Origin of the sequence: Cronobacter universalis NCTC 9529, assembly GCF_001277175.1 — a bacterium.
Classification (GTDB): Bacteria; Pseudomonadota; Gammaproteobacteria; order Enterobacterales; family Enterobacteriaceae; genus Cronobacter; species Cronobacter universalis.
In genome coordinates this window covers 3,459,227-3,486,204 of record NZ_CP012257.1, presented here as the reverse complement: position 1 = coordinate 3,486,204, position 26,978 = coordinate 3,459,227, and the positions used below count along the sequence as shown (strand labels likewise).

Genomic DNA, 26,978 nt, shown 5'->3' with positions numbered 1-26,978 from the left:
TCAGTCGACTGACTGTTCGACAATCCATCAAACGGTTGTAGTTTGTGACGGGCGAGGATTCCCCTTCGAAGGTGGCTGCATTACTCTGTCAGCTTCTTCACATCCGGGATTCTGGCAGGAGATATATGACCTTACGCGTAGCGATTAATGGCTTCGGTCGCATCGGGCGCAACGTAGTTCGTGCGTTGTATGAGTCCGGCCGTCGCGCGGAAATCAGTGTGGTCGCCATTAATGAGCTGGCCGACGCTGCGGGCATGGCGCATTTGCTGAAATATGACACCAGCCACGGCCGATTCGCGTGGGATGTCCGTCAGGAAGGCGAGCAGCTCTGGATTGGCAACGATGTTATTCGTCTGCTGCATGAGCGCGACATTAACGCGCTGCCCTGGAAAGCGCTTAATGTGGACGTGGTGCTCGACTGCACCGGCGTTTATGGCAGCCGGGCCGATGGCGTCGCCCATCTTGAAGCGGGCGCGCGCAAAGTGCTGTTCTCACACCCGGGCGGCAACGATCTCGACGCTACCGTTGTCTACGGCGTTAATGAAGAGGAACTGCGCGCTGAGCATCGCATTGTTTCCAACGCCTCCTGCACCACCAACTGTATTATTCCCATTATTAAGCTGATGGACGACGCGTTCGGGATTGAATCCGGCACCGTGACGACCATCCATTCCGCCATGCACGATCAACAGGTTATCGACGCCTATCATCCGGACCTGCGCCGCACCCGCGCCGCCAGTCAGTCCATCATTCCGGTCGATACCAGGCTTGCCGCGGGTATAACGCGTATTTTTCCTAAATTTCATGACCGCTTTGAGGCAATTGCGGTGCGCGTGCCTACCATTAACGTGACGGCCATAGATTTAAGCGTGACGGTGCAAAAACCGGTAAAAGCCCATGAAGTCAACCTGTTGCTGCAAAAAGCGGCACAGGGTGCATTTCATGGTATAGTTGACTATACGGAATTACCGTTGGTCTCAACAGATTTTAACCACGATCCGCACAGCGCCATTGTGGACGGCACCCAGACACGGGTGAGTGGAGCGCACCTGATTAAAACACTGGTCTGGTGCGATAACGAATGGGGCTTCGCTAACCGGATGCTCGACACCACGTTAGCGATGGCAGCTATTGGTTTCAGGTAAGATTTCATCCGTTGCGGTCGTGTGGCCACGGCGTATGGGGTCTGCAAAACTTTAAGAATCAACGAGAGGATTCACCATGTCTGTAATTAAGATGACCGATCTGGATCTGGCAGGTAAACGCGTTCTGATCCGCGCCGATCTCAACGTTCCGGTAAAAGAGGGCAAAGTTACCTCTGACGCGCGTATCCGCGCCTCCCTGCCGACCATCGAACTGGCTCTGAAACAGGGCGCTAAAGTGATGGTGACGTCCCACCTGGGCCGCCCGACCGAAGGCGAATACAACGAAGAATTCTCTCTGCTGCCGGTAGTTAACTACCTGAAAGACAAACTCAACTCCCCGGTTCGCCTGGCGAAAGACTACCTCGACGGCGTCGAAGTAGCTGAAGGCGAGCTGGTGGTGCTGGAAAACGTTCGCTTTAACAAAGGCGAGAAGAAAGACGACGAGACGCTCGCGAAAAAATACGCGTCCCTGTGCGACGTGTTCGTAATGGACGCCTTTGGTACCGCGCACCGCGCGCAGGCGTCCACTCACGGTGTGGCGAAATTCGCTGACGTGGCGTGCGCAGGCCCGCTGCTGGCAGAAGAACTGGACGCGCTGGGTAAAGCGCTGAAAGAACCGGCTCGCCCGATGGTCGCTATCGTGGGTGGCTCTAAAGTTTCTACCAAACTGACCGTACTGGATTCCCTGTCTAAAATCGCTGACCAGCTGATCGTGGGCGGCGGCATCGCCAACACCTTCGTGGCAGCTCAGGGCCACAACGTCGGTAAATCTCTGTACGAAGCGGATCTGGTTGATGAAGCGAAACGTCTGCTGACCACCTGTGATATCCCGGTCCCGACTGACGTTCGCGTGGCGACCGAGTTCTCTGAAACCGCGACGGCTACTCTGAAATCTGTTACTGACATCAAAGATGAAGAGCAGATTCTGGATATGGGCGATGTTTCCGCTGAGAAACTGGCTGAAATCCTGAAAAACGCGAAAACTATCCTGTGGAACGGTCCGGTGGGCGTGTTCGAGTTCCCGAACTTCCGTAAAGGCACCGAAATCGTGGCTCGCGCTATCGCAGAAAGCGACGCGTTCTCCATTGCAGGCGGCGGCGACACCCTGGCGGCTATCGATATGTTCGGCATCGCCGACAAGATCTCCTACATCTCCACTGGCGGCGGCGCATTCCTCGAATTCGTGGAAGGCAAAGTACTGCCGGCAGTTGCGATGCTCGAAGAGCGCGCGAAGAAATAATGTAAGCAGGCGGGGTATCCCGCCTGTTTTTCAGCGCGCCTGACAGCTCGCTTACCCTTTCCAACGGTCGAAGATACACATACAGGACAACGTTAATATGTCTAAAATTTTTGATTTCGTAAAACCGGGCGTCATCACTGGCGACGACGTACAGAAAGTATTCCAGGTAGCTAAAGAGAATAACTTTGCGCTGCCGGCAGTTAACTGCGTGGGTACCGATTCCATCAACGCCGTTCTGGAAACCGCTGCGAAAGTTAAAGCGCCGGTTATCGTTCAGTTCTCCAACGGCGGCGCCGCGTTTATCGCAGGCAAAGGCTTCAAAGGCGAAGGCCAGCAGGCAGCGATTCTGGGCGCTATCTCCGGCGCGCATCACGTTCACCAGATGGCTGAACACTACGGCGTGCCGGTTATCCTGCACACCGACCACTGCGCGAAGAAACTGCTGCCGTGGATCGACGGCCTGCTGGACGCTGGTGAAAAACACTTTGCCGCTACCGGCAAACCGCTGTTCTCTTCTCACATGATCGACCTGTCTGAAGAGTCTCTGGAAGAGAACATCGAAATTTGCTCCAAATATCTGGAGCGCATGTCCAAAATGGGCATGACCCTGGAAATCGAACTGGGCTGCACCGGCGGTGAAGAAGATGGCGTGGACAACAGCCATATGGACGCTTCCGCACTCTACACCCAGCCGGAAGACGTTGACTACGCGTACACCAAACTGAACGCGATCAGCCACCGTTTCACCATCGCGGCGTCCTTCGGTAACGTACACGGCGTTTACAAGCCGGGTAACGTAAAACTGACCCCGACCATCCTGCGCGACTCTCAGGAATATGTTTCTAAGAAACACAACCTGCCGCACAACAGCCTGAACTTCGTGTTCCACGGCGGTTCCGGTTCTTCTGCGCAGGAAATCAAAGATTCCGTCAGCTATGGCGTAATCAAGATGAACATCGATACCGATACCCAGTGGGCCACCTGGGAAGGTATCCTGAAGTACTACAAAGAAAACGAAGCGTACCTGCAGGGTCAGCTGGGCAACCCGAAAGGCGAAGATCAGCCGAACAAGAAATACTACGATCCGCGCGTATGGCTGCGCGCTGCGCAGGCGAGCATGGTGACTCGTCTGGAGCAGGCGTTCAAAGAGCTGAACGCGGTAGACGTGCTGTAATCTTTTCTACAGCGTCATCTGAAAAAGCCCACCTCTGGTGGGCTTTTTTCTTTCTGAAATATCAACATAACCAGAATCTGATTCGCGGGTGGTTGACTGGCAGAGCGCCGGGGTTTTGTTTACCCTTTAACAACTGGCGCTGCCGTAATCCGGGCAGTTTATTAATCACCCGACCAGGGGAAAGGATGTCGAATGGATGATTTACACGTAATAGACAGTATTAATAACGCCGGCGGCTGGCTGGTGCGCAACCAGGCGCTGCTCATCAGCTACGCCGTTAACATTGTGGCGGCCATCGCCATTATTATCGTCGGGATGATTGTGGCGCGCGCCATCTCCAATACGCTTAACCGCGTTATGATCGCCCGTCATATCGACGCTACCGTGGCGGATTTCCTCTCGGCTCTGGTGCGTTACGGGATCATCGCCTTTACGCTGATTGCCGCGCTGGGCCGCGTGGGCGTGCAGACGGCGTCGGTTATCGCCGTTCTCGGCGCCGCAGGGCTGGCTGTGGGTCTGGCGCTGCAAGGGTCGCTTTCAAACCTCGCGGCAGGCGTGTTGCTGGTGACCTTCCGTCCGTTCCGCGCGGGTGAATATGTCGATCTCGGCGGCGTCGCCGGCTCCGTGCTGCATGTGCAGATCTTCTCCACGACGCTTCGCACGCCGGATGGCCGTATCGTCGTGGTGCCGAACGGGAAAATCATCGCAGGCAACATCATTAACTTCTCCCGCGAGCCGGTGCGTCGTAACGAATTTATCATTGGCGTCTCTTACGACGCGGATATCGATAAAGTGCGCGCGCTGCTGACGGAGATTATTCAGTCCGATGACCGCATCCTCAAAGATCGCGAAATGACGGTGCGCATGAACGAGCTGGGCGCGTCGTCCGTGAACTTTGTCATTCGCGTCTGGAGCAAGAGCAGCGATCTGCAGGAGGTTTACTGGGACGTGCTGGAGCGCATCAAGAAAACGCTGGATGCCAACGGTATCGGTATTCCTTACCCGCAGATGGATGTGCATTACAAGCCGGTGAAAAACGAGGCTGAAGAGAAAGCGCAGCCGCAAGCGCCGCACTCTGCGATTATTACGCAGCCTGACGCGCCGAAAGAAAAACCGGCCGACGGTCAGTAAGCTCAGGACGGTCTGCTATATGCAGACCGTTTTTTTACCCTGCTTCATTAGCGTTGCTTATTGGTGATTAAAAATATTCGTTTTTGCTAATGAAAAGCTGCCCTTACACTGAGCGCCTGTGATGACAACGCTTTGGGAACGCAACGTGTTAAGTTTTTATTTTCAGGGGTTTGCCTTGGGTGCGGCGATGATTTTGCCGCTCGGCCCGCAAAATGCTTTTGTATTAAATCAGGGCATCCGCCGCCAGTATCATCTGATGATCGCGTCGCTCTGCGCGCTCAGCGATATCGTCCTGATCTGCGCCGGGATTTTTGGCGGCAGCGCTGTCCTGATGCAGTCGCCCTGGCTGCTGGCGCTGGTGACATGGGGCGGCGTGGCGTTTTTGCTGTGGTACGGCTTCGGGGCGCTGAAAACCGCGCTGGCAGGCAACCCGGAACTGGCGTCGGCGGAAATTCTCAAACAGGGCAGGCTGCGTATTATCACCACGATGCTCGCGGTCACCTGGCTGAATCCGCACGTTTATCTCGACACCTTTGTGGTGCTCGGCAGCCTTGGCGGACAGCTTGACGCTTTACCGAAACGCGCCTTCGCGCTTGGCACCATCAGCGCGTCGGTTATCTGGTTTTTCAGCCTTGCGCTGCTTGCCGCCTGGCTTGCGCCGCGTCTTCGCACCGCAAGAGCGCAGCGGACGATTAATCTGCTGGTGGGCCTGGTGATGTGGGTTATCGCCTTCCAGCTGGCGCGCGAAGGGATACATCATCTGTCCGCGCTCGGCCTCTAAGCCTTCTCTGATGGACATTCCGCATTGAGCCGCTAAGCTTGCAGGCAGATGCCCGACTCTCTCTGGCGGGCGGTTTTACTTGCACGCAGCATGGAGGAAGAACAGTGAAGTTTAAAGTGATGGCCCTTGCGGCAATGATTGGTTTTGGCGCGACGTCCGTTCAGGCGAATGAACTGCCCAACGGCCCGCATATTGTCACCTCCGGCACGGCGAGCGTGGATGCGGTACCGGATATCGCGACGCTGTCTATTGAGGTCAACGTCTCCGCGAAAGACGCGGCATCCGCGAAAAAACAGGCGGACGATCGCGTGGCGCAGTACCTGACCTACCTGCAGAACAACGGCGTGGAGAAAAAAGACGTTAACGCCGCCAACCTGCGCACCCAGCCGGAATATGAGTATCTCAAGGATGGCAAAACCCAGCTGAAAGGCTATCGCGCGGTACGCACCGTCGACGTGACGTTGCGCAAGCTCGATAAACTGAACGAGCTGCTGGATGGCGCGCTCAAAGCGGGCCTGAATGAGATCCGCTCCGTCTCTTTAGGCGTGGCGCACCCGGATGAATATAAAGATAAAGCGCGTAAGGCGGCCATCGACGACGCGGTGCGTCAGGCGCAGCAACTGGCGAGCGGCTTTAACAGCAAACTTGGCCCGGTTTACAGCGTGCGCTACCACGTTTCTAACTACCAGCCGACCCCGATGATGCGCATGATGAAAGCCGAAGCGGCGGCGCCAGCTTCCGCGCAGGACACCTACGATCAGCAGACGATCCAGTTCGACGATCAGGTGGATGTGGTGTTTGAACTCCAGCCTTCCCAGGCCCAGAGCGGTACGGCGAGCCAGGGAACTGCGCCGGCGGCGACCAACGCGCCATCACAGCAGCAGTAAGAAAAACCCGCCATCTGGCGGGTTTTTTAATCCTGACGCAGCACTTTGCGTCCGTAATCCAGCAGCGCGTCGGTGACCTTGCGCATCATACGGCTCTCCGGCGCGAAGCGGTGCCAGAAGAGCATCCGGCGCTGGTAAAGCCCGGGTGTCAGGTCGATAAGCTCGCCGCTTTGCAGCTCTTTTTCAATCTGCAGATGCGGGATCATACAGCAGGTCGTGCCCTGGCGCGCCAGCTGTACGAAGGCTTCCGACGAGTTAACGATGTGGCAGGGCACGCTGCCCGGCGGCAGATCGAAATTCTGCTGTAAAAACGCCTGATGCATATCATCCAGATGGTCGAACGCGACGGCGGGCGCTTTCAGGAGCGACGCGCGCGTTACGCCGTTCGGGAAGTAGCGATCGGCAAAAGGTTTCGAGGCGACGAAGAGATAGTCCAGCGCGCCCAGTTGATCGACAAGACAGCTCGGCAGCGCCTGAGGCTGAATACTCACCGCGCCCACCACTTCGCCGCGGCGCAGCCGCTCCTGAGTGCGGGTTTCATCTTCCACCTGCAAATTGAGGCGTACCGGCGAATCCGCCAGCACGGGCGCCAGCGCGGGCAAAAGCCAGGTCGCGAGACTGTCGGCGTTGACCGCGAGCGACAACAGCAATGGCGTCGAGCCGGTCTGCTCATCGCCCAGCCACTCTTCTTCCAGCAGCTCGACCTGGCGCAGCAGGGCCAGCAGTTTTTGCCCCTGCTCGGTCGGGCGCGGCGGCACGGTGCGCACCAGCAGCGGCTGGCCAAAGGTGTTTTCCAGCTGTTTAATTCGTTGTGACACGGCGGACTGCGTAATACACAGCTTTTGTGCGGCGCGCTCAAACCCGCGCTCTCTTATCACCGCATCCAGCGCCTGTAGTGTTCGGTAGTCCGGGCGTTTCATCTCTGTGGTGTGCTCCCTGTCTCGTTATGTTTCGCACTATGACATAAATTTGCACCGGATACAGACCCAAACGCAAACATCGGAGCTGTGCCGCAGAATGACTCGCCCATTGCGTGACGGGTTGTTTTATAATGCGCCACAGTTTTTACACCACAGGCAAAACTCTCATGACGCAGGATGAACTTAAAAAAGCCGTCGGCTGGGCCGCACTGAAGTATGTCGAGCCGGGCACGATTGTCGGCGTAGGCACGGGCTCCACCGCCGCGCATTTTATCGACGCGCTGGGCACCATGAAAAACGAGATTGAAGGCGCGGTTTCCAGCTCTGACGCCTCCACCGCGAAGCTCAAAAGCTTGGGCATTACCGTTTTCGATCTGAACGAGGTGGATTCTCTCGGCATCTATGTGGATGGCGCAGATGAGATCAACGGCCAGATGCAGATGATCAAAGGCGGCGGCGCGGCGCTGACGCGCGAGAAAATCATCGCGTCGGTGGCAGAAAAGTTTATCTGTATCGCGGACGCGTCCAAGCAGGTGGATGTGCTCGGCACTTTCCCGCTGCCGGTGGAAGTGATCCCGATGGCCCGCAGCGCGGTCGCGCGTCAGTTGGTCAGGCTCGGCGGACGCCCGGAGTATCGTCAGGGCGTGGTGACGGATAACGGCAACGTGATTCTGGACGTTTATGGTTTGACCATTCTGGATCCGATTGCGCTGGAGAACGCCATCAACGGCATTCCGGGCGTCGTCACCGTCGGCCTGTTTGCGAACCGCGGCGCGGACGTGGCGCTCATCGGCACTGTAGACGGCGTAAAAACCATCGTAAAATGATCTGACAGGGGCGTTCCGGCGCCCCTGCGGTTAAAAAAATTCCCCTGCGTTAAATTTGGTGACATCTCTCACATTTTTGTATCCATCCTGTTAATCCTTCCGTCATATTTCTGCCATGCGACATTTTCTTCTGCCTTTTATCTCTGCGTGATGTTTCTTCAATGTCGCGACGCAAACGTTCATATTGCCGGAAACGCAAATTTTGATATGTTGGCAGAAGGCTGGCTTATTTCAGCTTCATAACAGTTCAGACAAGACAGGGTCGGGAAATGGCAAAAGTATCGCTGGAGAAAGACAAAATTAAATTCTTGCTGGTGGAAGGGGTTCACCAGAAAGCCATCGATAGCCTGCGTGCCGCAGGTTATACCAATATCGAATACCACAAGGGCGCGCTCGACAGCGAACAGCTGAAAGCGTCCATCCGCGATGCGCACTTTATCGGCCTGCGATCCCGTACTCATCTGACTGAAGAGATTTTTGCCGCAGCGGAAAAACTGGTCGCGGTCGGCTGCTTCTGCATCGGCACCAACCAGGTGGATCTGGACGCGGCGGCGAAGCGCGGCATTCCGGTCTTCAACGCGCCGTTCTCCAACACTCGCTCGGTAGCCGAGCTGGTAATTGGCGAACTGCTGCTGCTGCTGCGCGGCATTCCTGAAGCGAACGCCAAAGCGCATCGCGGCATCTGGAACAAACTCGCGACGGGGTCGTTTGAGGCGCGTGGTAAAAAACTGGGTATTATCGGTTACGGCCATATCGGCACCCAGCTTGGTATCCTCGCGGAATCGCTGGGGATGAACGTGTTTTTCTACGATATCGAAAGCAAGCTGCCGCTCGGCAACGCAACCCAGGTCCAGCATCTCTCCGATCTGCTCAACATGAGCGACGTGGTGAGCCTGCATGTGCCGGAAAACGCGTCGACCAAAAATATGATTGGCGCGGAAGAGCTGGCGCTGATGAAGCCTGGCGCGCTGCTGATTAACGCCGCGCGCGGTACGGTGGTCGATATCCCGGCGCTGTGCGAGGCGCTCTCCAGCAAACATCTGGCGGGCGCGGCGATTGACGTCTTCCCGGTTGAACCTGCGACCAACAGCGATCCGTTTAACTCGCCGCTGTGCGAGTTCGACAATGTGATCCTGACGCCGCACATCGGCGGTTCAACCCAGGAAGCGCAGGAAAACATCGGTCTGGAAGTGGCGGGCAAGCTCGCGAAATACTCCGATAACGGCTCGACGCTCTCAGCGGTGAATTTCCCGGAAGTCTCTCTGCCGCTGCACGGCGGCAGCGTCAGCCGCCTGCTGCACATCCACGAAAACCGTCCGGGCGTGCTGACCGCCATCAACCAGATCTTTGCCGAGCAGGGCATTAACATCGCGGCGCAGTATCTGCAAACCACGCCGCAGATGGGCTATGTGGTGATTGATGTGGATGCGCCGGAAGATATCGCGTACAACGCGCTGCAAAGCATGAAGGCGATTCAGGGCACGATCCGCGCGCGCCTGCTGTACTGAAGTGATAAGGCCGGGCATTTTACCCGGCCTGCTGAACGAGATGTTGAGCCGGGTTAGCGTAAGCGACCCGGCTTTTTATTTCACCAGCGCCAGGTTTTGGTCGGCGTCACCACCGCGGGCAGGGGAATATCCCACTCCTGCACCGGGAGGCTTTCCACCTGCTGACAATCGTGCGCGTAGCCGACCGGCAAGAATCCGTGCGCGCGCCAGTTTTGCAACGTGCGATCGTAAAAACCGCCGCCCATGCCGAGGCGCTGTCCAGTGTTGTCAAACGCCACCAGCGGCGTGATAAGCACGTCGAGACGGTCTAACGGCAGGACATGGCGCACATCCAGCGCAGGCTCAAGGATTTTCAGACGATTCGTGGCGAGCAGGCTGTCCGGCAGATAGCGCAGAAACAGCAAATTGCCGGGGCTGAAAGGGTGAAGCACGGGCAGGCACACCTGTTTTCCGGCGCGCCATAGTCCTTCAATTAGCGGACGGGTATCAAGCTCGCCATCAAAAGAGAGAAACACCGCCACGCTTTTCGCTTCCACCACCGGGGCGAAGCCCAGCATACGCGCAGCGGCCTGTTCGGCGAAATGCGCCTGCTGCTCGGCCGTCAGCGCACGGCGCTTGTAGCGGATCTCTTTACGGATGTGCTGACGAAGGTCTGAAGTAACGGGAAATTCAGTCATGGTAGTAGAAGAAGGGGGAATCTCCGAGATGCCGCCGCAGGCTGTAACCCTTGAACCCGTGGTTCAAGGTGAATGCGTCGTCACGGTTTTCAGGCTTCTCGGACGAACCGAGCATGCTCACCAACCGTGGAGCGTCACATTCTGTTTTTTTGAAATATCGGCTCAGGGGACTGGCCCGCTTGCGAACATCTCAGAGAAATTTTTTACTTCACGGTCACTCTACCATAGTAAACCCTGAAGCGTTATTCAAACTTTGGCTCCGCTCTTTCGCTTATGCGACCTTGCTCAAGTAATGCTTGTTCAATGGTCTGCTGGAGCATCCGGATACGCTGTTCCATGTTGGCCGCGTAGTCACGGGTTTTCACTTTTTCCTGAGCCAGCTCATAACAGATGTTTAATGCTGCGATGAAAACTAACTGCTCAGTATTGGTGACTCTAGTGCGAACTTTCAGATCTTGCAACCGTTGATTCAGCTCGTCCGCAGCCTGATTCAGTGCATCTCGCTGTTCAGGCGGGCAATTCACCCGCAGTGAACGCCCAAAAATTTGGATATCGACTGGTTGTGCAGACATTCCACTTTCCTGCTGTTGACTCGCCAACCATTCGCGCCGGGGCTGCGAAGGGGCGACACTATAGCTACCCTGATATGAAGACACAAGCCCTTTTCTGGTATCACCAGGGCACGAAGTGGTAGCATAACACGAACTCCTCCTCCCAACGACGACGAATGCGCATGTCTATACAGAACGAAATGCCTGGTTACGACGAGGTCGGCCAGTTGCTCAATCAGCAAGGCGTGGGCCTGACCCCCGCAGAAATGCACGGCCTTATCAGTGGAATCCTGTGCGGCGGCAATCATGACAGCAGCTGGCAACCGCTGCTGCACGACCTGACCAACGAGGGGCTGGCGTTCGGCCAGCAGCTCGCTCAGGCGCTGCGTCAGCTGCACGCCGCCACCAGCGATACGCTGGAGGATGACGGCTTTATGTTCCAGCTCTGGCTGCCGGACGGCGACGATGTCTCGGTCTTTGACCGCGCCGATGCGCTGGCGGGCTGGGTGAACCACTTCCTGCTGGGCCTCGGCGTCACCCAACCGAAGCTCGACAAAATCACCGGCGAAACCGGCGAAGCCATCGACGACCTGCGCAACATCGCCCAGCTCGGCTATGACGAAGGCGAAGATCAGGAAGAGCTGGAGATGTCGCTTGAGGAGATCATCGAGTATGTGCGCGTCGCGGCGCTGCTCTGCCACGACACCTTTACGCGCCAGTCACCGACCGCGCCGGAAGTGAAAAAGCCCACGCTTCACTAACATTCGTTTACTCAGGAGGTGCAATGACACAGCAAGAGTTTCTGCGACGCCGTCAGGCGTTGCTGGCGAAAATGGCTCCGGCCAGCGCGGCGCTGATTTTCGCCGCGCCGGAAGCGACGCGCAGCGCCGACAGCGAATACCCGTACCGCCAGAGCAGCGATTTCTGGTACTTCACCGGCTTCAATGAACCCGAAGCGGTGCTGGTGCTGATTAAAAGCGATGAAACGCACAGCCACAGCGTTATCTTTAACCGTCTGCGCGATAAGACCGCGGAGATCTGGTTTGGCCGTCGTCTCGGGCAGGAGGCGGCCCCGGCGAAGCTTGGCGTCGACCGCGCGCTGGCGTTTAACGAAATCGACGAGCAGCTGTATCAACTGCTGAACGGGCTGGATGTGGTCTACCACGCGCAGGGCGAATACCCTTATGCCGACGCCATCGTGTTCACCGCGCTGGATAAACTGCGCCGCGGCGCGCGTCAGAATCTCTCCGCGCCCGCCACGCTCACCGACTGGCGCCCCTGGGTACACGAAATGCGCCTGTTTAAATCGCCGGAAGAGCTGGCCGTCATGCGCCGCGCCGGCGAAATCAGCGCGCTGGCCCATATTCGCGCCATGCAGACGTGCCGTCCGGGCATGTATGAATACCAGCTGGAAGGCGAAATTCTGCATGAATTCACCCGCCACGGCGCGCGCTTTCCCTCCTACAACACCATTGTGGGCGGCGGCGAAAACGGCTGCATCCTGCATTACACCGAAAACGAAAGCCAGCTGCGCGACGGCGATTTAGTGCTTATCGACGCGGGCTGTGAATACAAAGGCTACGCGGGCGATATCACCCGCACCTTCCCGGTGAACGGCAAATTCACGCCTGCGCAGCGCGCGGTATATGACATTGTTCTGGAATCGCTGGAAACCGCGCTGCGTCTCTTCCGTCCTGGCACCTCAATTCAGGATGTGACCGGCGACGTGGTGCGCGTAATGGTGAAAGGGCTCGTCGGGCTGGGCATTCTCAACGGCGACGTGGAGCAGCTGGTCGCGGAAAACGCGCACCGTCCGTACTTTATGCACGGGCTCAGCCACTGGCTGGGGCTGGATGTGCATGATGTCGGCTTCTACGGCCCCGATCGCTCGCGTATCCTGGCGCCAGGCATGGTCATCACCGTGGAGCCGGGGCTTTATATCGCGCCGGACGCCGACGTGCCTGAAGAATATCGCGGTATCGGCATCCGTATCGAAGACGATATCGTCATTACCGAAACCGGCAATGAGAACCTGACCGCCAGCGTGGTGAAATCGGCGGACGATATCGAAGCGCTGATGGCGGCAGCGCCGCGCTCATGAGCGTGATTATCGCCGGCGGCGGCATGGCTGGCGCGACGCTTGCGCTGGCTATCTCCCGGTTTACCCACGGCGCGCTGGCGGTGCATCTGGTGGAAGCCAGCGCGCCGGAGTCCGCCGCGCATCCGGGCTTTGACGCCCGCGCCATCGCGCTTGCCGACGGCACCTGCCGCGAGCTGGCGCGCGTCGGCGTCTGGCAGGCGCTCGCGCCCTGCGCGACGCCTATCACCACCGTTCACGTCAGCGACCGCGGCCACGCCGGTTTTGTGACGCTGAACGCGCGCGATTACCAGACGCAGGCGCTGGGGAATGTCGTGGAGCTGCACGACGCCGGTCAGCGGCTTTTCAGCCTGCTGCGTAAAGCGCCGGGCGTGCATCTGCACTGCCCCGCGCGCGTGACGGCCATTACGCGCCGTGACGAGGCAGTCAGCGTACAGCTTGATAACGGCGAGACGCTGGAAGGGCAACTGCTGGTAGCGGCCGATGGTTCGCGCTCGTCCATTGGTGCGCAGTGCGGCATCGAGTGGCGTCAGCAGCCTTATCATCAGGCGGCAATCATTGCGAATGTCGCGACGGCGCTGCCGCATCAGGGCCGTGCGTTCGAGCGTTTTACCGAACACGGCCCGCTGGCGCTGCTGCCGATGTCGGGCGGTCGCAGTTCGCTCGTCTGGTGCCATCCTCTCGATAAACAGGCTGAGGTGCTGGGCTGGAGCGACGATCGCTTCTGCCGCGAACTCCAGACCGCCTTTGGCTGGCGGCTGGGGCGTATTACGCACGCGGGCGCGCGTAGCGGTTATCCGCTCGCGTTAAGTCTCGCCTCGCGGGTGATTTCTCACCGCACGGCGCTGGTCGGCAACGCCGCCCAGACGCTGCACCCGATCGCAGGGCAGGGGTTTAACCTTGGGCTGCGCGATGTGATGACGCTCGCCGAGACGCTGGCGCAGGCTTTCGCGCGCGGCGAAGATATCGGCGCGTATCCGGTGCTTGGCGCGTATCAACAGCGCCGCGAGCAGGATAAAGCCGCGACGATCGGCGTGACCGACGGGCTGGTGCAGCTTTTCGCCAACCGCTGGTCGCCGCTGGTGGTCGGGCGCAACCTTGGCCTGATGGCAATGGATCTATTTACCCCGGCGCGTGACGCGCTGGCCAGACGCACCCTTGGTTGGGTGCCGCGCTAAGGAGTCGAATGTGCAAAGTGTAGATGTAGCGATTGTCGGCGGCGGCATGGTCGGGCTGGCGGTAGCCTGCGGGCTGGAAGGCAGCGGGCTGCGCGTCGCGGTGCTGGAGCAGCGCGCGCCGGAACCGCTGGAGGCGAGCGCGCCGCCGGCGCTGCGGGTGTCGGCGATTAACGCCGCCAGCGAAGCGTTGCTCAAAAAGCTTGATGTCTGGGACGCCATTCTTCGCCAGCGCGCCACCGCCTATCACGGCATGGAAGTCTGGGAGAAAGACAGTTTCGGGCGCATCGCGTTTGATGACGCGTCGTTTGGCTTCAGCCATCTCGGGCACATTATTGAAAACCAGGCGATCCACTACGCGCTGTGGCAAAAAGCGCAGCAGTGCAAATCGGTGACGCTGATGGCGCCCGCGACGCTGCAACAGGTCGCGTGGGGCGAAAACGAAGCTTTCCTTACGCTTGAAGACGGCAACATGTTGACGGCGCGTCTGGTTATCGGCGCTGATGGTGCCAACTCCTGGCTGCGCGCGAAAGCGGAAATTCCGCTGACGTCCTGGGATTACCAGCATCATGCGCTGGTCGCCACGATCCGCACCGAAGAGCCGCATGGCGGCATGGCGCGCCAGGTGTTCCACGGCGACGGTATTCTGGCGTTTCTGCCGCTCAGCGACCCGCATCTCTGTTCCATCGTCTGGTCGCTTTCCCCTCAGGAAGCCGACCGGATGCAGCAGGCGCCGGTCTCGGCGTTTAATCAGGCGCTCTGCGTGGCGTTCGATAATCGCCTCGGCTTATGCGCGCTTGAGAGCGAGCGCCATGTCTTTCCGCTCACCGGGCGTTACGCGCGCCAGTTCGCCGCGCACCGTCTGGCGCTGGTCGGCGACGCGGCGCATACCATCCATCCGCTGGCCGGGCAGGGCGTTAACCTCGGCTTTATGGATGCCGCCGAGCTGATAAGCGAACTGCGCCGTCTGCATCAGCAGGGCAAAGATATCGGGCAGCACCTTTATCTGCGCCGCTACGAGCGCGGCCGCAAGCATGCCGCCGCGATGATGCTGGCGGGCATGCAGGGCTTCCGCGAGCTTTTCTCCGGCTCGAATCCTGCGAAAAAACTGCTGCGCGATCTGGGCTTAACGCTTGCCGATAAACTGCCGGGTGTTAAACCGCAGCTGATTCGCCAGGCGATGGGGCTTAACGATCTGCCGGAGTGGTTGCGTTAACTGCGTCACACTTCTCTTTCCGGCCCCCGGAAAGAGAAGTCGCTCCCCGTTTGAAATATTCTAATTTCACCCTCTTTTTCGAATTAGTTTTTTTAATCTGTCGAAATTTTCACTTTCATGAATTTCCCCTCAAAACAGCGATTTCTGCACGCTTATTTTGAAAACACGGCAAAGCGTTAGCGTTTTGGCCGTGCCTGAAACCTTTCAGGTAGTTTTTCGTGCTGCAGGGTGAAAAACGATTTCAGGCCATAAGCTAATCTGATGGCCCCGCCAGCCTTATGGTTTACGCCCTCGTTCGGTGATAAGTTCAGACGCAAGTTAACGTTTGCGTCGCCGCCGGGATCGGCGCCGGCGCCGGGTTTCATGCAGGGCGTTGCGCCGTCTGAAACCCACACCAACCCGGCTGACAGGATGAGGAAAAGATGGCTCAACAAACCCCGTTGTATGAACAGCACAACCTCTGCGGCGCGCGCATGGTGGATTTCCACGGCTGGATGATGCCGCTGCATTACGGCTCGCAGATTGATGAACACCATGCGGTGCGTAACGACGCGGGGATGTTTGATGTCTCCCATATGACCATTGTCGACCTGCGCGGCGCGCGTACCCGCGAATTCCTGCGCTACCTGCTGGCGAACGATGTGGCAAAACTCACCCAGCCGGGCAAAGCGCTCTATACCGGCATGCTCAACGCCTCCGGCGGCGTGATTGATGATCTGATTGTCTATTTCATGACCGAAGACTATTTCCGCCTGGTCGTAAACTCCGCCACCCGTGAAAAAGATCTCGCCTGGATCAACGAGCACGCCGAACCGTATGGCGTTTCCGTGACCGTGCGCGACGATCTCTCCCTTATCGCCGTCCAGGGGCCGAACGCGAAGGCGAAAGCCGCCACGCTGTTTAACGACGCGCAGCGTAAAGCCACAGACGGCATGAAGCCTTTCTTCGGCGTGCAGGCGGATGACCTGTTTATCGCCACCACCGGCTACACCGGCGAAGCGGGCTATGAAATCGCGATGCCGAATGAAAAAGCGGCCGGATTCTGGAGCCAGCTGGTGGAAGCGGGCGTCAAACCGTGCGGCCTTGGCGCGCGCGATACGCTGCGCCTTGAGGCGGGCATGAACCTTTACGGCCAGGAGATGGACGAGGGCGTCTCGCCGCTCGCCGCCAATATGGGCTGGACGATCGCCTGGCAGCCGGAAGACCGCGCGTTTATCGGCCGCGACGCGCTGGAAGCCCAGCGTGAGAACGGCACCGAACAGCTGGTTGGCCTGGTGATGACGGAAAAAGGCGTACTGCGCGGCGAACTGCCGGTGCGTTTCACCGATGACCAAGGCAACGCCCGCGAAGGCATTATCACCAGCGGCACCTTCTCGCCGACGCTCGGCTACAGCATAGCGCTGGCTCGCGTTCCCGCGGGTATCGGCGATACTGCCATTGTGCAGATCCGCAATCGCGAAATGCCCGTGAAAGTTACTAAACCCATTTTCGTGCGCGCCGGTAAGCCGGTCACGCAGTAAGTTTTGTTATCAGGAGAGAAGCAATGAGCAATGTGCCAAACGAACTGAAATACAGCAAAGAACACGAATGGCTGCGTAAAGAAGCTGACGGCACTTACACCGTCGGGATCACCGAGCACGCGCAGGAGCTGCTGGGCGACATGGTGTTTGTCGATCTGCCGGATGTGGGCACGACGGTTAACGCGGGCGATGATTGCGCCGTCGCGGAGTCCGTAAAAGCCGCCTCCGACATCTACGCGCCGGTCAGCGGCGAGATCGTGGCCGTCAACGACGCGCTGAGCGATTCGCCGGAACTGGTTAACAGCGAGCCTTACGGCCAGGGCTGGATCTTCAAAATCAAAGCCAGCGATGAGGCCGAAGTGGCCGCGCTGCTGGATGCCAGCGCGTATGAAGCGCTGTTAGAAGACGAGTAATTCACGGGACCTCGCCCCTGCGTAACGACAGGGGCACGCGCGGGCGCCGCTTACGCCCGCGCCGCTCCCGCCGGGAGCACGACTGACCATCGCATTTATTTGCCTCACTGCACGTTTCAGGAAATATCGCCCATGACCCAGACCCTGAGCCACCTGGAAAATCGCGACGCTTTTATCGAGCGCCATATCGGACCGGGTGTTGACCAGCAGCAGGAGATGCTGCGCACCGTTGGCGCGGACTCGCTGGATGCGCTGATTTCGCAAATCGTTCCTGCGGATATCCAGCTTGCGACGCCGCCCGACGTCGGCGACGCCGCCACCGAATTCGCCGCGCTGGCGGAGCTCAAAGCTATCGCCGGGCGCAACAAGCGCTTTAAAAACTATATCGGCATGGGTTACACCGCGGTGCACACGCCGCCGGTGATCCTGCGCAATATGCTGGAGAATCCGGGCTGGTACACGGCCTATACGCCGTATCAGCCGGAGGTGTCACAGGGGCGTCTGGAAGCGCTTTTGAACTTCCAGCAGGTGACGCTGGATCTGACGGGGCTCGATATCGCCTCCGCCTCGCTGCTCGATGAAGCCACCGCGGCGGCGGAAGCCATGGCGATGGCCAAACGCGTCAGCAAACTGAAAAACGCCAATCGTTTCTTCGTGGCCGCGGATGTGCATCCGCAGACGCTGGATGTGGTCCGCACCCGCGCCGAAACGTTCGGCTTTGAGGTGATCGTCGATGACGCGCCAAAGGCGCTCGATCATCAGGATCTGTTCGGCGTGCTGTTGCAGCAGGTCGGCACCACCGGTGAGGTGCATGACTATCGCGAACTGATTAGCGAGCTGAAATCCCGCAAAGTGATTGTGAGCGTGGCGGCCGATTTTATGGCGCTGGTGCTCCTGACCGCGCCTGGCAAACAGGGCGCGGATATCGTCTTCGGCTCCGCCCAGCGTTTTGGCGTCCCGATGGGCTATGGCGGCCCGCACGCCGCGTTCTTTGCCGCCAGCGATGAATTTAAACGCTCTATGCCGGGGCGCATTATCGGCGTGTCGAAAGACGCCGCCGGGCGCACCGCGCTGCGTATGGCGATGCAGACCCGCGAGCAGCACATTCGCCGCGAGAAAGCGAACTCCAACATCTGTACCTCCCAGGTGCTGCTGGCCAATATCGCGAGCCTCTACGCCGTGTTCCACGGCCCGGCAGGGTTGAAGCGTATCGCCAGCCGCATTCACCGTTTCGCCGATATTCTGGCGGCGGGCCTGCAACAGAAAGGACTGAAGCTGCGTCACGCGACCTGGTTCGACACCCTGTGCGTCGAGGTGGCGGATAAAGCCACTGTTCTGGCGCGCGCGCAGGCCAGTGAAATCAACCTGCGCAGCGATATTCCGGGCGCGGTGGGCATTACGCTTGATGAAACCACGACCCGCGCCGATGTGCAGGCGCTGCTGCGCGTGGTCACGGGCGGCGACGCGGCAGTGGATATCGACGCGCTGGATAAAGACGTGGCGCATGACAGCCGCTCCATTCCGCCCGCGATGCTGCGCGATGACGCGATCCTGACGCATCCGGTCTTTAATCGCTACCACAGCGAAACCGAGATGATGCGCTATATGCACAGCCTCGAGCGTAAAGATCTGGCGCTGAATCAGGCGATGATCCCGCTTGGCTCCTGCACCATGAAACTTAACGCGGCGGCGGAAATGATCCCGATCACCTGGCCGGAATTCGCCGAGCTGCATCCGTTCTGTCCGGCGGATCAGGCGGAAGGGTATCTGCAGATGATTAGCCAGCTCTCCGACTGGCTGGTGAAACTGACCGGCTACGACGCGCTGTGCATGCAGCCGAACTCCGGCGCGCAGGGTGAATACGCGGGCCTGCTGGCGATTCGCCATTATCACGAGAGTCGCAACGAAGGCCATCGCGATATCTGCCTTATTCCGAGCTCCGCGCACGGCACTAACCCGGCGTCGGCGCAGATGGCGGGGATGCAGGTGGTGGTGGTCGCCTGTGATAAGCAGGGCAATATCGATCTCGCCGATCTGCGTGCCAAAGCCGAAACGGCGGGCGATAAGCTCTCCTGCATCATGGTCACCTACCCGTCCACCCACGGAGTGTATGAAGAAACCATCCGCGAAGTGTGTGACATCGTGCATCAGTACGGCGGCCAGGTTTACCTCGACGGCGCCAACATGAACGCCCAGGTGGGCATCACCTCGCCGGGCTACATCGGCGCGGATGTGTCGCATCTTAACCTGCATAAAACGTTCTGCATTCCGCACGGCGGCGGCGGTCCGGGCATGGGCCCGATTGGCGTGAAAGCGCACCTGGCGCCGTTCGTACCGGGCCACAGCGTGGTGCAGATTGAAGGCATGCTGACCTCGCAGGGCGCGGTTTCCGCGGCGCCTTTCGGCAGCGCGTCGATTCTGCCGATAAGCTGGATGTATATCCGCATGATGGGATCGCAGGGGCTGAAAAAAGCGAGCCAGACGGCCATCCTCAACGCGAACTACATCGCGAGCCGCCTGAAAGACGCCTATCCGGTGCTCTATACCGGCCGAGACGGCCGCGTGGCGCACGAATGCATTCTGGATATTCGTCCGCTGAAAGAGATGACCGGTATCAGCGAGCTGGATATCGCCAAGCGTCTTATCGACTATGGTTTCCACGCGCCGACCATGTCCTTCCCGGTGGCGGGCACGCTGATGGTTGAACCGACCGAATCGGAAGGCAAAGTTGAACTGGACCGCTTTATCGACGCGATGCTGGCTATTCGTGGCGAAATCGACCGCGTGGCGCAGGGCGAATGGCCGCAGGACGACAACCCGCTGGTGAACGCGCCGCACGTGCAGCGCGAACTGGCGCAGGCGTGGGAACACGCCTACAGCCGCGAGCTGGCGGCCTTCCCGGCGGGCTTTGAGAATAAATACTGGCCGACCGTGAAGCGTCTTGATGACGTCTATGGCGACCGTAATCTGTTCTGCTCCTGCGTGCCGATGAGCGAATACCAGTAACGTCAGGCATAAAAAATCACATCACAGAGGGCGCTTCGGCGCCCTTTTTTATTCCGTGCCGCACGCTGTTATGCCAGCACTACCTGATTGGTAGAGTATCCCTGTGCCGCGCGGATGCGTAAGGTACCGCAAGCTTTCTGTATCCCACACGATAAAAAGGAGAGAAGTATGTCCGTTGCACTTATCACCGGCGCGAGCCGCGGCATTGGCAAAGCGACGGCGCTGCTGCTGGGCGCGCAGGGCTACACCGTGGCGGTCAATTATCTGCATAACGCCGCGGCGGCGCAGGAAGTTGTTGAGCGCATCGTGGTGAGCGGCGGACGCGCGTTCGCCATTCAGGCCGACATCAGCGACGAGCGGCAAGTCATGGCGATGTTCAGGGCAGTCGATGAGCGGGGCGAGCCGCTCTGCGCGCTGGTGAATAACGCGGGCGTGCTGTTTACCCAGTGCATGACCGAGAACCTGACGGCGGAGCGCATTAACAAAGTGTTGGCTACCAACGTGACGGGCTACTTTCTGTGCTGCCGGGAGGCCGTGAAGCGCATGGCGCATCATCACGGCGGGCAGGGCGGGGCGATTGTCAATGTGTCGTCTGCCGCCTCGCGGCTTGGCGCGCCCGGCGAATATGTCGATTACGCGGCCTCAAAAGGGGCGGTGGATTCGCTCACCATTGGGCTGTCGCTGGAGGTCGCCGCGCAGGGAATACGTGTTAACGGCGTGCGTCCGGGGCTGATCTATACCGATATTCACGCCAGCGGCGGCGAGCCAGGGCGCGTTGACCGCGTGAAGTCCGCCCTGCCGATGCAGCGTGGCGGGCAGCCGGAAGAGGTGGCGGAAGCGATAGCCTGGCTTTTGAGTGATAAAGCCTCGTACGTGACGGGGAGTTTTCTCGATCTGGCGGGCGGTAAATAGGGGCGTTTAAGGCGGGTGCGCTGCGCTTACCTGCCCTACAATACAGAGCATCGCCGAATCGTAGGGTAGGTAAGCGCAGCGCACCCACCGGGGATAATCGCCACGACTACAACCCGGCGCGACTATCCGCGGTAGCATCACATCACAGCGTCTCGCCGTTACTTGCAATTACTGCTTTATACCAGGCAAAACTCTTCTTGCGTGAGCGTGACATATCGCCCGTGCCGTCGTCGTGCTTGTTCACATAGATAAAGCCGTAACGTTTGCTGTACTGGCCGGTGGTGAAAGAAACGCAGTCGATACAGCCCCACGGCGTGTAGCCCAGCAGATCCACGCCGTCATACGTCACCGCTTTCATCATCTGCTCAATATGGGCGCGCAGGTAATCGATGCGGTAATCGTCATTAATGCTGCCGTCCGCTTCCACGTTGTCATACGCGCCGAAGCCGTTCTCCACAATGAAAAGCGGCTTCTGATAACGCTCGTAAAGCTCGCACAGCGCGTAGCGCAGGCCCACCGGGTCAATCTGCCAGCCCCAGTCGGAGGCTTTCACATGCGGGTTCGGCACGCTGCCCTGGAAACCGCTCAGCGCATCGCCGCTGCCGCCTTCGGCTTTCACCGCGTTGGTCATGTAATAGCTGAAACCCAGATAATCGCAGCAGCCTTCACGCAGGATTTGCGCGTCGCCTTCTTCCATTTTGATACTGAAACCACGGCGCTCCCACTCGTTCAGCACGTAAGACGGGTAGTAGCCACGCAGCTGAACATCGGTGAAGACATAACGCTCGCGCATCGATTCCTGCGCATACATCACGTCTTCGGGCTTGCACGAGAACGGGTAGAGCGGCACCATCGCCAGCATGCAGCCGATTTTCATCGCCGGGTTGATGCGATGGCCGATTTTCACCGCCATGGCGCTCGCCACGAACTGGTGGTGCAGCACCTGATACATCGTCTCTTCCGGGTTGTCGTGCTCGGTGTAGACAACCCCGGAACAGCAGTAGCCGAACAGCGGCGCGCGCCAGTTGCGCTGGTTGTTGATCTCATTAAAGGTCATCCAGTATTTGACCTTATTCTTGTAGCGCTCAAACACCACTTCGGCGAAGCGAACAAAGAAATCCACCACTTTGCGGTTCGTCCAGCCGCCATACTGCTGCACCAGATGCAGCGGCATTTCAAAGTGAGAAAGCGTAATCACCGGTTCGATATTGTATTTCAGCAGCTCATCGAACATGTCGTCGTAGAACTGAAGGCCCGCTTCGTTAGGCTGCGTCTCGTCGCCGTTGGGGAAAATACGCGTCCAGGCGATAGAGGTGCGGAAACACTTAAAGCCCATTTCGGCGAAGAGCTTGATGTCTTCTTTATAATGGCCGTAAAAGTCGATGGCTTCATGGTTTGGGTAATATTTGCCCGGCTCGACTTCCTGCGTAATTTCACGCGGGACGCCATGCGCGCCGCCGGTCAGGACGTCGCAAATACTCGGCCCTTTGCCGCCCTGGTTCCAGCCGCCTTCTACCTGATGCGCCGCGACCGCGCCGCCCCATAAAAAGTCTTTCGGTAATTTAAGCTGTTTCATCGTGTCATCTCATTAACAGAAATAGTAAAAGGGAATAATAACGATAAAGTTATTGAGGCTGGTTGCGAGTCTAACAAAGGGAAGTGAAAAGTCACGCTATAACAAATAGCGCATGGCGTGACTTGTTACAAATAAAAAACAGGATGTTTTTTTATGCGAGTTTTTTCGCCAGCTTACGACCGAGTGTTTCGAGAATATAAATAACAGGAATTTGCGTTGTAATATCATACACACCCGCGATGCGCGTTTGCGGGATATGCCAGGAAAGATTAAAGTCAGCAAGTTTCGCCAGCGACGAATTATCATGGCTGGTGACGGAAAGGACTTTGCAGTTATGGAGGCTGAACTGACTGGCAAAACGCAGGATCTCTTCTGTTTCGCCAGACACCGACAGTACAATCGCCAGCGCATTTTTCGCCATGTCGCTGGTCACCGGGAAATAAGGGTCATCGATGTGGTTACTGAATTTTCCGACATTTGAGAAAAACCTCGCGCCATATTTAGCGAGTGCGCCAGAGGTGCCGGCGCCGACAAAAATAATACGCTCAGATTGTAAAATAATTTCTGCGGCCTGATCCAACAGGGTGTCAAATTCATCATTATTTACGCTGCGGAAAAAACTGATTATTTCGCTGGCGCCAAAATTCGCCTGCTGCGGTTCATTTTGTTCCAGATATAATTTAAAGCGCACGCGGAATTCAGAATATCCTTCGCAATTCATCTTGCGACAAAAACGCAGCACGGTGGTGGTGGAGACGCCCGCCGCATCCGCCAGTTCGCGAATGGTCATGTACATCACCTTATCGCGGTTTTTGACTACAAAATTGTAAACCATCATCTCAAGATTATTGAGGCTGGCGACAGCGGAATGGGTAAACATCGTCACGGCGCAACATCCTTTGGTCAATGCGTTCGGGCTCCGGCGCGGGCATTTTCAGCGGCATCGGTTCGCCCATGCTGCCATAAATTGCGCGAGCGCGCGTCACTCTTTATGCGTGTGGGTATGCGGGCGGATAGCGCCTGTGCGCCGTCAGGCTTATGATGGGCCGTAATTTTGGGAGAGACGCAATGAAAAACGACATCACATTCTACGCCCGTTTCCAGCAGGATATTCTCGCGGGAACCAAAACGATCACCATCCGTGACGGCAGCGAGGCGCACTTCACCCCAGGCCAGCGGCTGCGCACCGGCCGTTATGAAGATAATGGCTACTTCTGCACGCTTGAAGTGCTTAGCGTGACGCCGGTCACTCTGGCAGAGCTGAACGACGAACACGCGCGTCAGGAGAACATGACGCTGGCTGAACTTAAACACGTCATTACAGAGATTTACCCGGGGCTTAATGAGTTCTATGTGATTGCTTTTAAAAAGATTGATGAATAACGCCCGACTTTATGGCGAGCGGTAAGCAGGGCGGTTACGGACTGTCACAGATTTATTTTAGCGAACAGGTGTTCACTGGAATCATTCTCAGTTAGGCTATGTGGGCTGCGTTTTTTTTATTCAGTTTTACCGGAGTCGCCACATGGTTCGTAAGCCATTACTTGCGCAGGGATATTCACTGGCTGAGGAGATAGCCAACAGCATCAGTCACGGGATCGGGCTGGTGTTCGGGATAGTCGGGCTCGTCCTGCTCCTTATCCAGGCCGTGGACAGCAATGCCAGCGCCACCGCCATTACCAGTTACAGCCTCTATGGCGGCAGCATGATTTTGCTGTTTCTCGCCTCGACCCTTTACCATGCCATACCGCACGCGCGCGCCAAAATCTGGCTTAAAAAGTTTGACCACTGCGCGATTTATCTATTGATTGCCGGCACGTATACGCCATTTTTGCTGGTGGGGCTTAAATCTCCGCTGGCGCATGGATTGATGGTAGTTATCTGGGGCCTGGCGCTGCTCGGCATCCTGTTTAAGCTCACCATCGCGCATCGCTTTAAGGCGTTGTCGCTGGTGACGTATCTTTTAATGGGCTGGCTGTCGCTGGTCGTGATTTATCAGATGGTGATGAAGCTCGCGCCTGCCAGCGTGACGCTGCTTGCCGCCGGGGGCATCATCTATTCGCTGGGCGTCATTTTTTACGTCTGCAAGCGGATTCCGTATAACCACGCCATCTGGCACGGTTTCGTGCTGGGCGGCAGCGTCTGCCATTTTCTGGCCATCTACCTCTACATCCGCTGAGGCCTGCGCGCTGCGCTAACCGCTCCACTCACTCCCTTTTCGAAAACTCACCGCCAGGCGGCTGATGCCCCCTGGCGGCGTTACTGCCCTTATACAGGCCTCAGACGGTTATGCCTCTTCGAGCGAGTAGGGCAGCGGCTCGATATGTAACGTATGCGCGCCGCTCTCTTCACGAACGCGGAAGAGCGTGCCGGCTTCCAGATCGTTGTTCATCACCACCTGCGCCAGCAGACGGCCGTCATCCAGTTGCACGGCTGCCAGCACGGTGCCGGTACGACGCCAGTTTTCGCCCATCTGCATTTCAATATCTTCGCCAGGCTGCGGCACACGGCTGCCGTGCCCTGCCAGATACCACAGCGCGCGCTTATTAGCGCCGCGGAATTTCGCCCTCGCCACCATCTCCTGGCCTGCGTAGCAGCCTTTCTTGAAGCTGATGCCGCCCAGCGCCTGAATATTGGTTGCCTGCGGGATGAACTGGTTGCTGTTCGGCGCGTCAATCACCGGGAAACCGGCTTCGATGTCCAGCGCCAGCCACTGCGCGCTGGCGCTGAGCTGCGCTTCGCCACGCAGTTTTTCCGTAAGCTGGCTGGCGGTGTCGGCGTCGGTAATCACCATAAAGCGCTCCGCCGGCAGGCCGAACCACAGGAGCGTGGCGCCGCCGTCTACTACATGCGGATTTTGTTCATCCGGGAGCGTAGCAAAGTGATTCGCCAGCGCCGCGCGCGCCTGAAAACCAGCAACACCCAGCAGCACGGCGTCGTCGTTCGGCGCGATGGCGACTTTCGAGAACACCGCGTATTTTTTCATTTCCGCCAGTTGCGTGTCACGCACGCTACGGCGTTCAACCCAGGCGAAACCGTCGCCATGGCGGAACAGACGCAGGTTGCTCCACATTTTGCCTTTGGCATCGCAGTGCGCCACCAGCAGGTGCTGATGCTCGCCAAGCTCGGTAACGTCCGCCGTCACCTGGCCCTGCAAATATTTTTCGCTGTCCGGGCCGGTTATCGTTGCCAGCGCCCAGTCTTCCAGAGAAATGAGCGTCAGCGGCAGACGCGCGCTGGCGGCTGGCTGACGGGGAGGAAATGGAGTGAATGCCATAAATAAAGTCCCAGTGTGCTATCGCAATAATGGTCCACGCGAGTGGAGAGATAGCTTCATATTGTTAAAGAGCCGACGGAGTTTGCAAGCCTTTTAGCATCCCCTTTTGTGCCGTTAACGCATTCTTCGGGGCGGCTCGAAAGAAAAAATGTCGGTTGCACCGGGAACGTTATATTCGGGAAAACGCCTCGCAAATACGCACATTCGGCTGAAGGATGCGTGAAAAACGGGTTACACTACCTCTCGTCATTCAATGGTGGTTTAGCAGGTAAGAGACATGGATATTAATAATAAAGCCCGTATTCACTGGGCATGTCGCAGAGGTATGCGCGAACTGGATATTTCCATCATGCCTTTCTTTGAGTATGACTACGACTCCCTGAGCGATGAAGACAAACGCGTTTTTGTCCGCCTGCTGGAGTGTGACGATCCTGATTTATTCAACTGGCTGATGAATCATGGCAAACCTGCCGATGCGGAACTGGCGCGAATGGTGGCATTGATCCAGCAGCGGAATCAGGCTCGTGGTCCTGTGGCACTCTGATCTTCGCGTCTCATGGCGCTCGCAGTGGGTATCGCTGCTGCTGCACGGCGCCGTGGCCGTTATTATTTTACTGCTCCCGTGGCCGTTGCGGTATCTGCCGGTCTGGATGCTGTTGCTGTCTCTGGTGGTGTTTGACTGCGTACGCAGTCAGCGGCGTATCAATGCGTTTCAGGGAGAGGTGAGCCTGACGGCCGATTACCAGCTGCGCTGGCAGGGCGTCGACTGGCATATTTGCGCCACGCCCTGGATGTTGCGCAGCGGAATGATGCTGCGGCTGCGTCATCCGAAAACGACGCGCCGCCATCATGTGTGGCTGGCGTCAGACAGCATGACGGCGGCGGAGTGGCGCGATTTACGTCGGCTGTTGCTGCAACAGCCCGTGGGCGACAACCGCTGACGT

26 protein-coding genes and 1 other RNA gene are annotated in these 26,978 nt (G+C 58.1%); 20 read left to right on the top strand and 7 right to left on the bottom strand.

The window, feature by feature from the left end; genetic code table 11:
* Window positions 1-125 precede the first annotated feature (125 nt).
* From epd to AFK65_RS15990, 6 genes are all read left to right on the top strand, one after another.
* Window positions 126-1,145 (top strand): erythrose-4-phosphate dehydrogenase, encoded by a 1,020-nt coding sequence (gene epd, locus AFK65_RS16015; RefSeq protein ID WP_007701500.1) that lies wholly within the window; start codon window positions 126-128, stop codon window positions 1,143-1,145.
* Between the two features lie 76 nt (window positions 1,146-1,221).
* Complete coding sequence (pgk, locus tag AFK65_RS16010) at window positions 1,222-2,385, top strand: phosphoglycerate kinase (RefSeq protein ID WP_038856361.1); 1,164 nt, start codon at window positions 1,222-1,224, stop codon at window positions 2,383-2,385.
* Between the two features lie 97 nt (window positions 2,386-2,482).
* On the top strand, window positions 2,483-3,559 hold the full coding sequence (gene fbaA / locus AFK65_RS16005) for a class II fructose-bisphosphate aldolase (protein ID WP_007701485.1): 1,077 nt from the start codon (window positions 2,483-2,485) through the stop codon (window positions 3,557-3,559).
* A 192-nt stretch (window positions 3,560-3,751) separates the two neighbouring features.
* The gene (locus tag AFK65_RS16000; protein ID WP_038856362.1) at window positions 3,752-4,690 is read left to right on the top strand and encodes a small-conductance mechanosensitive channel MscS; all 939 of its coding nucleotides are present in this window, start codon (window positions 3,752-3,754) and stop codon (window positions 4,688-4,690) included.
* Between the two features lie 145 nt (window positions 4,691-4,835).
* Entirely contained in the window at window positions 4,836-5,471 is a 636-nt protein-coding gene (gene argO, locus AFK65_RS15995; RefSeq protein ID WP_032805659.1) for an arginine exporter ArgO, read from the top strand.
* 104 nt (window positions 5,472-5,575) lie between these two features.
* Window positions 5,576-6,358, top strand: coding sequence for an oxidative stress defense protein (locus AFK65_RS15990; RefSeq protein ID WP_007701440.1), 783 nt, complete (start codon window positions 5,576-5,578; stop codon window positions 6,356-6,358).
* Window positions 6,359-6,384: 26 nt separating this feature from the next.
* Here the strand turns inward: AFK65_RS15990 and argP are convergent, their stop codons facing one another.
* Window positions 6,385-7,278 carry a DNA-binding transcriptional regulator ArgP gene (argP, locus tag AFK65_RS15985; RefSeq protein ID WP_007701437.1) on the bottom strand — a complete coding sequence of 298 codons (894 nt, stop codon included), beginning with the start codon at window positions 7,276-7,278 and terminating at the stop codon, window positions 6,385-6,387.
* A 167-nt stretch (window positions 7,279-7,445) separates the two neighbouring features.
* On the opposite strand from argP, the gene rpiA reads away from it, so the two are divergent.
* Together rpiA and serA are read left to right on the top strand one after the other, a co-directional pair.
* Window positions 7,446-8,105 (top strand): ribose-5-phosphate isomerase RpiA, encoded by a 660-nt coding sequence (rpiA, locus tag AFK65_RS15980; protein ID WP_007701435.1) that lies wholly within the window; start codon window positions 7,446-7,448, stop codon window positions 8,103-8,105.
* Window positions 8,106-8,374: 269 nt separating this feature from the next.
* Window positions 8,375-9,613, top strand: a complete 1,239-nt coding sequence (gene serA, locus AFK65_RS15975) for a phosphoglycerate dehydrogenase (protein WP_007701432.1) — start codon at window positions 8,375-8,377, stop codon at window positions 9,611-9,613.
* Between the two features lie 80 nt (window positions 9,614-9,693).
* Here serA and AFK65_RS15970 read toward each other — a convergent pair whose 3' ends face one another.
* The 3 genes from AFK65_RS15970 to zapA all read right to left on the bottom strand — a co-directional run bounded on the left by AFK65_RS15970 (window position 9,694) and on the right by zapA (window position 10,862).
* Complete coding sequence (locus AFK65_RS15970; RefSeq protein WP_007701429.1) at window positions 9,694-10,290, bottom strand: 5-formyltetrahydrofolate cyclo-ligase; 597 nt, start codon at window positions 10,288-10,290, stop codon at window positions 9,694-9,696.
* 16 nt (window positions 10,291-10,306) lie between these two features.
* Window positions 10,307-10,490, bottom strand: a non-coding RNA gene (gene ssrS, locus AFK65_RS21275) — 6S RNA.
* Between the two features lie 42 nt (window positions 10,491-10,532).
* Entirely contained in the window at window positions 10,533-10,862 is a 330-nt protein-coding gene (gene zapA / locus AFK65_RS15965; protein WP_004385658.1) for a cell division protein ZapA, read from the bottom strand.
* Between the two features lie 161 nt (window positions 10,863-11,023).
* Between zapA and AFK65_RS15960 the strand changes: the two genes are divergently transcribed.
* From AFK65_RS15960 to AFK65_RS15925, 8 genes are all read left to right on the top strand, one after another.
* On the top strand, window positions 11,024-11,602 hold the full coding sequence (locus tag AFK65_RS15960; protein ID WP_007701424.1) for a YecA/YgfB family protein: 579 nt from the start codon (window positions 11,024-11,026) through the stop codon (window positions 11,600-11,602).
* A gap of 23 nt (window positions 11,603-11,625) precedes the next feature.
* Window positions 11,626-12,942, top strand: coding sequence for a Xaa-Pro aminopeptidase (pepP, locus tag AFK65_RS15955; protein ID WP_038856365.1), 1,317 nt, complete (start codon window positions 11,626-11,628; stop codon window positions 12,940-12,942).
* Window positions 12,939-14,117 carry a 2-octaprenyl-6-methoxyphenyl hydroxylase gene (gene ubiH / locus AFK65_RS15950; protein ID WP_038856367.1) on the top strand — a complete coding sequence of 393 codons (1,179 nt, stop codon included), beginning with the start codon at window positions 12,939-12,941 and terminating at the stop codon, window positions 14,115-14,117. The genes pepP and ubiH overlap by 4 nt, the downstream gene beginning before the upstream one ends.
* Window positions 14,118-14,127: 10 nt before the next feature.
* Window positions 14,128-15,330, top strand: coding sequence for an FAD-dependent 2-octaprenylphenol hydroxylase (ubiI, locus tag AFK65_RS15945; protein ID WP_038856370.1), 1,203 nt, complete (start codon window positions 14,128-14,130; stop codon window positions 15,328-15,330).
* A gap of 422 nt (window positions 15,331-15,752) precedes the next feature.
* The gene (gene gcvT, locus AFK65_RS15940; protein ID WP_007700729.1) at window positions 15,753-16,850 is read left to right on the top strand and encodes a glycine cleavage system aminomethyltransferase GcvT; all 1,098 of its coding nucleotides are present in this window, start codon (window positions 15,753-15,755) and stop codon (window positions 16,848-16,850) included.
* A gap of 23 nt (window positions 16,851-16,873) precedes the next feature.
* Window positions 16,874-17,263, top strand: coding sequence for a glycine cleavage system protein GcvH (gene gcvH, locus AFK65_RS15935; RefSeq protein ID WP_004385667.1), 390 nt, complete (start codon window positions 16,874-16,876; stop codon window positions 17,261-17,263).
* Between the two features lie 132 nt (window positions 17,264-17,395).
* Entirely contained in the window at window positions 17,396-20,269 is a 2,874-nt protein-coding gene (gene gcvP, locus AFK65_RS15930; RefSeq protein WP_038856372.1) for an aminomethyl-transferring glycine dehydrogenase, read from the top strand.
* A gap of 168 nt (window positions 20,270-20,437) precedes the next feature.
* On the top strand, window positions 20,438-21,181 hold the full coding sequence (locus tag AFK65_RS15925; RefSeq protein WP_007700735.1) for an SDR family oxidoreductase: 744 nt from the start codon (window positions 20,438-20,440) through the stop codon (window positions 21,179-21,181).
* 142 nt (window positions 21,182-21,323) lie between these two features.
* Here AFK65_RS15925 and AFK65_RS15920 read toward each other — a convergent pair whose 3' ends face one another.
* Both AFK65_RS15920 and AFK65_RS15915 read right to left on the bottom strand, forming a co-directional pair.
* A complete protein-coding gene (locus AFK65_RS15920; RefSeq protein WP_007700737.1) occupies window positions 21,324-22,757 on the bottom strand; it encodes a 6-phospho-beta-glucosidase in 1,434 nt (477 codons plus the stop codon).
* 151 nt (window positions 22,758-22,908) lie between these two features.
* On the bottom strand, window positions 22,909-23,637 hold the full coding sequence (locus AFK65_RS15915) for a MurR/RpiR family transcriptional regulator (RefSeq protein ID WP_032805608.1): 729 nt from the start codon (window positions 23,635-23,637) through the stop codon (window positions 22,909-22,911).
* A 188-nt stretch (window positions 23,638-23,825) separates the two neighbouring features.
* Between AFK65_RS15915 and yqfB the strand changes: the two genes are divergently transcribed.
* Both yqfB and trhA read left to right on the top strand, forming a co-directional pair.
* Window positions 23,826-24,140 (top strand): N(4)-acetylcytidine aminohydrolase, encoded by a 315-nt coding sequence (gene yqfB / locus AFK65_RS15910; RefSeq protein ID WP_032804825.1) that lies wholly within the window; start codon window positions 23,826-23,828, stop codon window positions 24,138-24,140.
* Between the two features lie 142 nt (window positions 24,141-24,282).
* Window positions 24,283-24,936 (top strand): PAQR family membrane homeostasis protein TrhA, encoded by a 654-nt coding sequence (trhA, locus tag AFK65_RS15905; protein WP_007700745.1) that lies wholly within the window; start codon window positions 24,283-24,285, stop codon window positions 24,934-24,936.
* Window positions 24,937-25,044: 108 nt separating this feature from the next.
* On the opposite strand, the gene ygfZ is transcribed toward trhA, so the two are convergent.
* Entirely contained in the window at window positions 25,045-26,034 is a 990-nt protein-coding gene (ygfZ, locus tag AFK65_RS15900) for a tRNA-modifying protein YgfZ (RefSeq protein WP_007700748.1), read from the bottom strand.
* 277 nt (window positions 26,035-26,311) lie between these two features.
* Here ygfZ and sdhE point away from each other — a divergent pair, with 277 nt between their 5' ends.
* Both sdhE and AFK65_RS15890 read left to right on the top strand, forming a co-directional pair.
* Window positions 26,312-26,578 (top strand): FAD assembly factor SdhE, encoded by a 267-nt coding sequence (sdhE, locus tag AFK65_RS15895; RefSeq protein ID WP_007700751.1) that lies wholly within the window; start codon window positions 26,312-26,314, stop codon window positions 26,576-26,578.
* Window positions 26,559-26,975, top strand: a complete 417-nt coding sequence (locus AFK65_RS15890; protein ID WP_038856373.1) for a protein YgfX — start codon at window positions 26,559-26,561, stop codon at window positions 26,973-26,975. Before sdhE ends, AFK65_RS15890 begins: the two co-directional genes overlap by 20 nt.
* Window positions 26,976-26,978 lie beyond the last annotated feature (3 nt).

Bases quoted from the DNA above. Each gene is read 5' to 3' on its own strand.
- trhA (WP_007700745.1), top strand. From the start codon at position 24,283: ATGGTTCGTAAGCCATTACTTGCGCAGGGATATTCACTGGCTGAGGAG.
- yqfB (WP_032804825.1), top strand. From the start codon at position 23,826: ATGAAAAACGACATCACATTCTACGCCCGTTTCCAGCAGGATATTCTC.
- AFK65_RS15960 (WP_007701424.1), top strand. From the start codon at position 11,024: ATGTCTATACAGAACGAAATGCCTGGTTACGACGAGGTCGGCCAGTTG.
- gcvP (WP_038856372.1), top strand. From the start codon at position 17,396: ATGACCCAGACCCTGAGCCACCTGGAAAATCGCGACGCTTTTATCGAG.
- AFK65_RS16000 (WP_038856362.1), top strand. From the start codon at position 3,752: ATGGATGATTTACACGTAATAGACAGTATTAATAACGCCGGCGGCTGG.
- pepP (WP_038856365.1), top strand. From the start codon at position 11,626: ATGACACAGCAAGAGTTTCTGCGACGCCGTCAGGCGTTGCTGGCGAAA.
- pgk (WP_038856361.1), top strand. From the start codon at position 1,222: ATGTCTGTAATTAAGATGACCGATCTGGATCTGGCAGGTAAACGCGTT.
- AFK65_RS15920 (WP_007700737.1), bottom strand. From the start codon at position 22,757: ATGAAACAGCTTAAATTACCGAAAGACTTTTTATGGGGCGGCGCGGTC.
- sdhE (WP_007700751.1), top strand. From the start codon at position 26,312: ATGGATATTAATAATAAAGCCCGTATTCACTGGGCATGTCGCAGAGGT.
- argP (WP_007701437.1), bottom strand. From the start codon at position 7,278: ATGAAACGCCCGGACTACCGAACACTACAGGCGCTGGATGCGGTGATA.
- gcvH (WP_004385667.1), top strand. From the start codon at position 16,874: ATGAGCAATGTGCCAAACGAACTGAAATACAGCAAAGAACACGAATGG.
- epd (WP_007701500.1), top strand. From the start codon at position 126: ATGACCTTACGCGTAGCGATTAATGGCTTCGGTCGCATCGGGCGCAAC.
- serA (WP_007701432.1), top strand. From the start codon at position 8,375: ATGGCAAAAGTATCGCTGGAGAAAGACAAAATTAAATTCTTGCTGGTG.
- AFK65_RS15970 (WP_007701429.1), bottom strand. From the start codon at position 10,290: ATGACTGAATTTCCCGTTACTTCAGACCTTCGTCAGCACATCCGTAAA.
- gcvT (WP_007700729.1), top strand. From the start codon at position 15,753: ATGGCTCAACAAACCCCGTTGTATGAACAGCACAACCTCTGCGGCGCG.
- AFK65_RS15915 (WP_032805608.1), bottom strand. From the start codon at position 23,637: ATGTTTACCCATTCCGCTGTCGCCAGCCTCAATAATCTTGAGATGATG.
- ubiH (WP_038856367.1), top strand. From the start codon at position 12,939: ATGAGCGTGATTATCGCCGGCGGCGGCATGGCTGGCGCGACGCTTGCG.
- fbaA (WP_007701485.1), top strand. From the start codon at position 2,483: ATGTCTAAAATTTTTGATTTCGTAAAACCGGGCGTCATCACTGGCGAC.
- zapA (WP_004385658.1), bottom strand. From the start codon at position 10,862: ATGTCTGCACAACCAGTCGATATCCAAATTTTTGGGCGTTCACTGCGG.
- AFK65_RS15925 (WP_007700735.1), top strand. From the start codon at position 20,438: ATGTCCGTTGCACTTATCACCGGCGCGAGCCGCGGCATTGGCAAAGCG.
- rpiA (WP_007701435.1), top strand. From the start codon at position 7,446: ATGACGCAGGATGAACTTAAAAAAGCCGTCGGCTGGGCCGCACTGAAG.
- ygfZ (WP_007700748.1), bottom strand. From the start codon at position 26,034: ATGGCATTCACTCCATTTCCTCCCCGTCAGCCAGCCGCCAGCGCGCGT.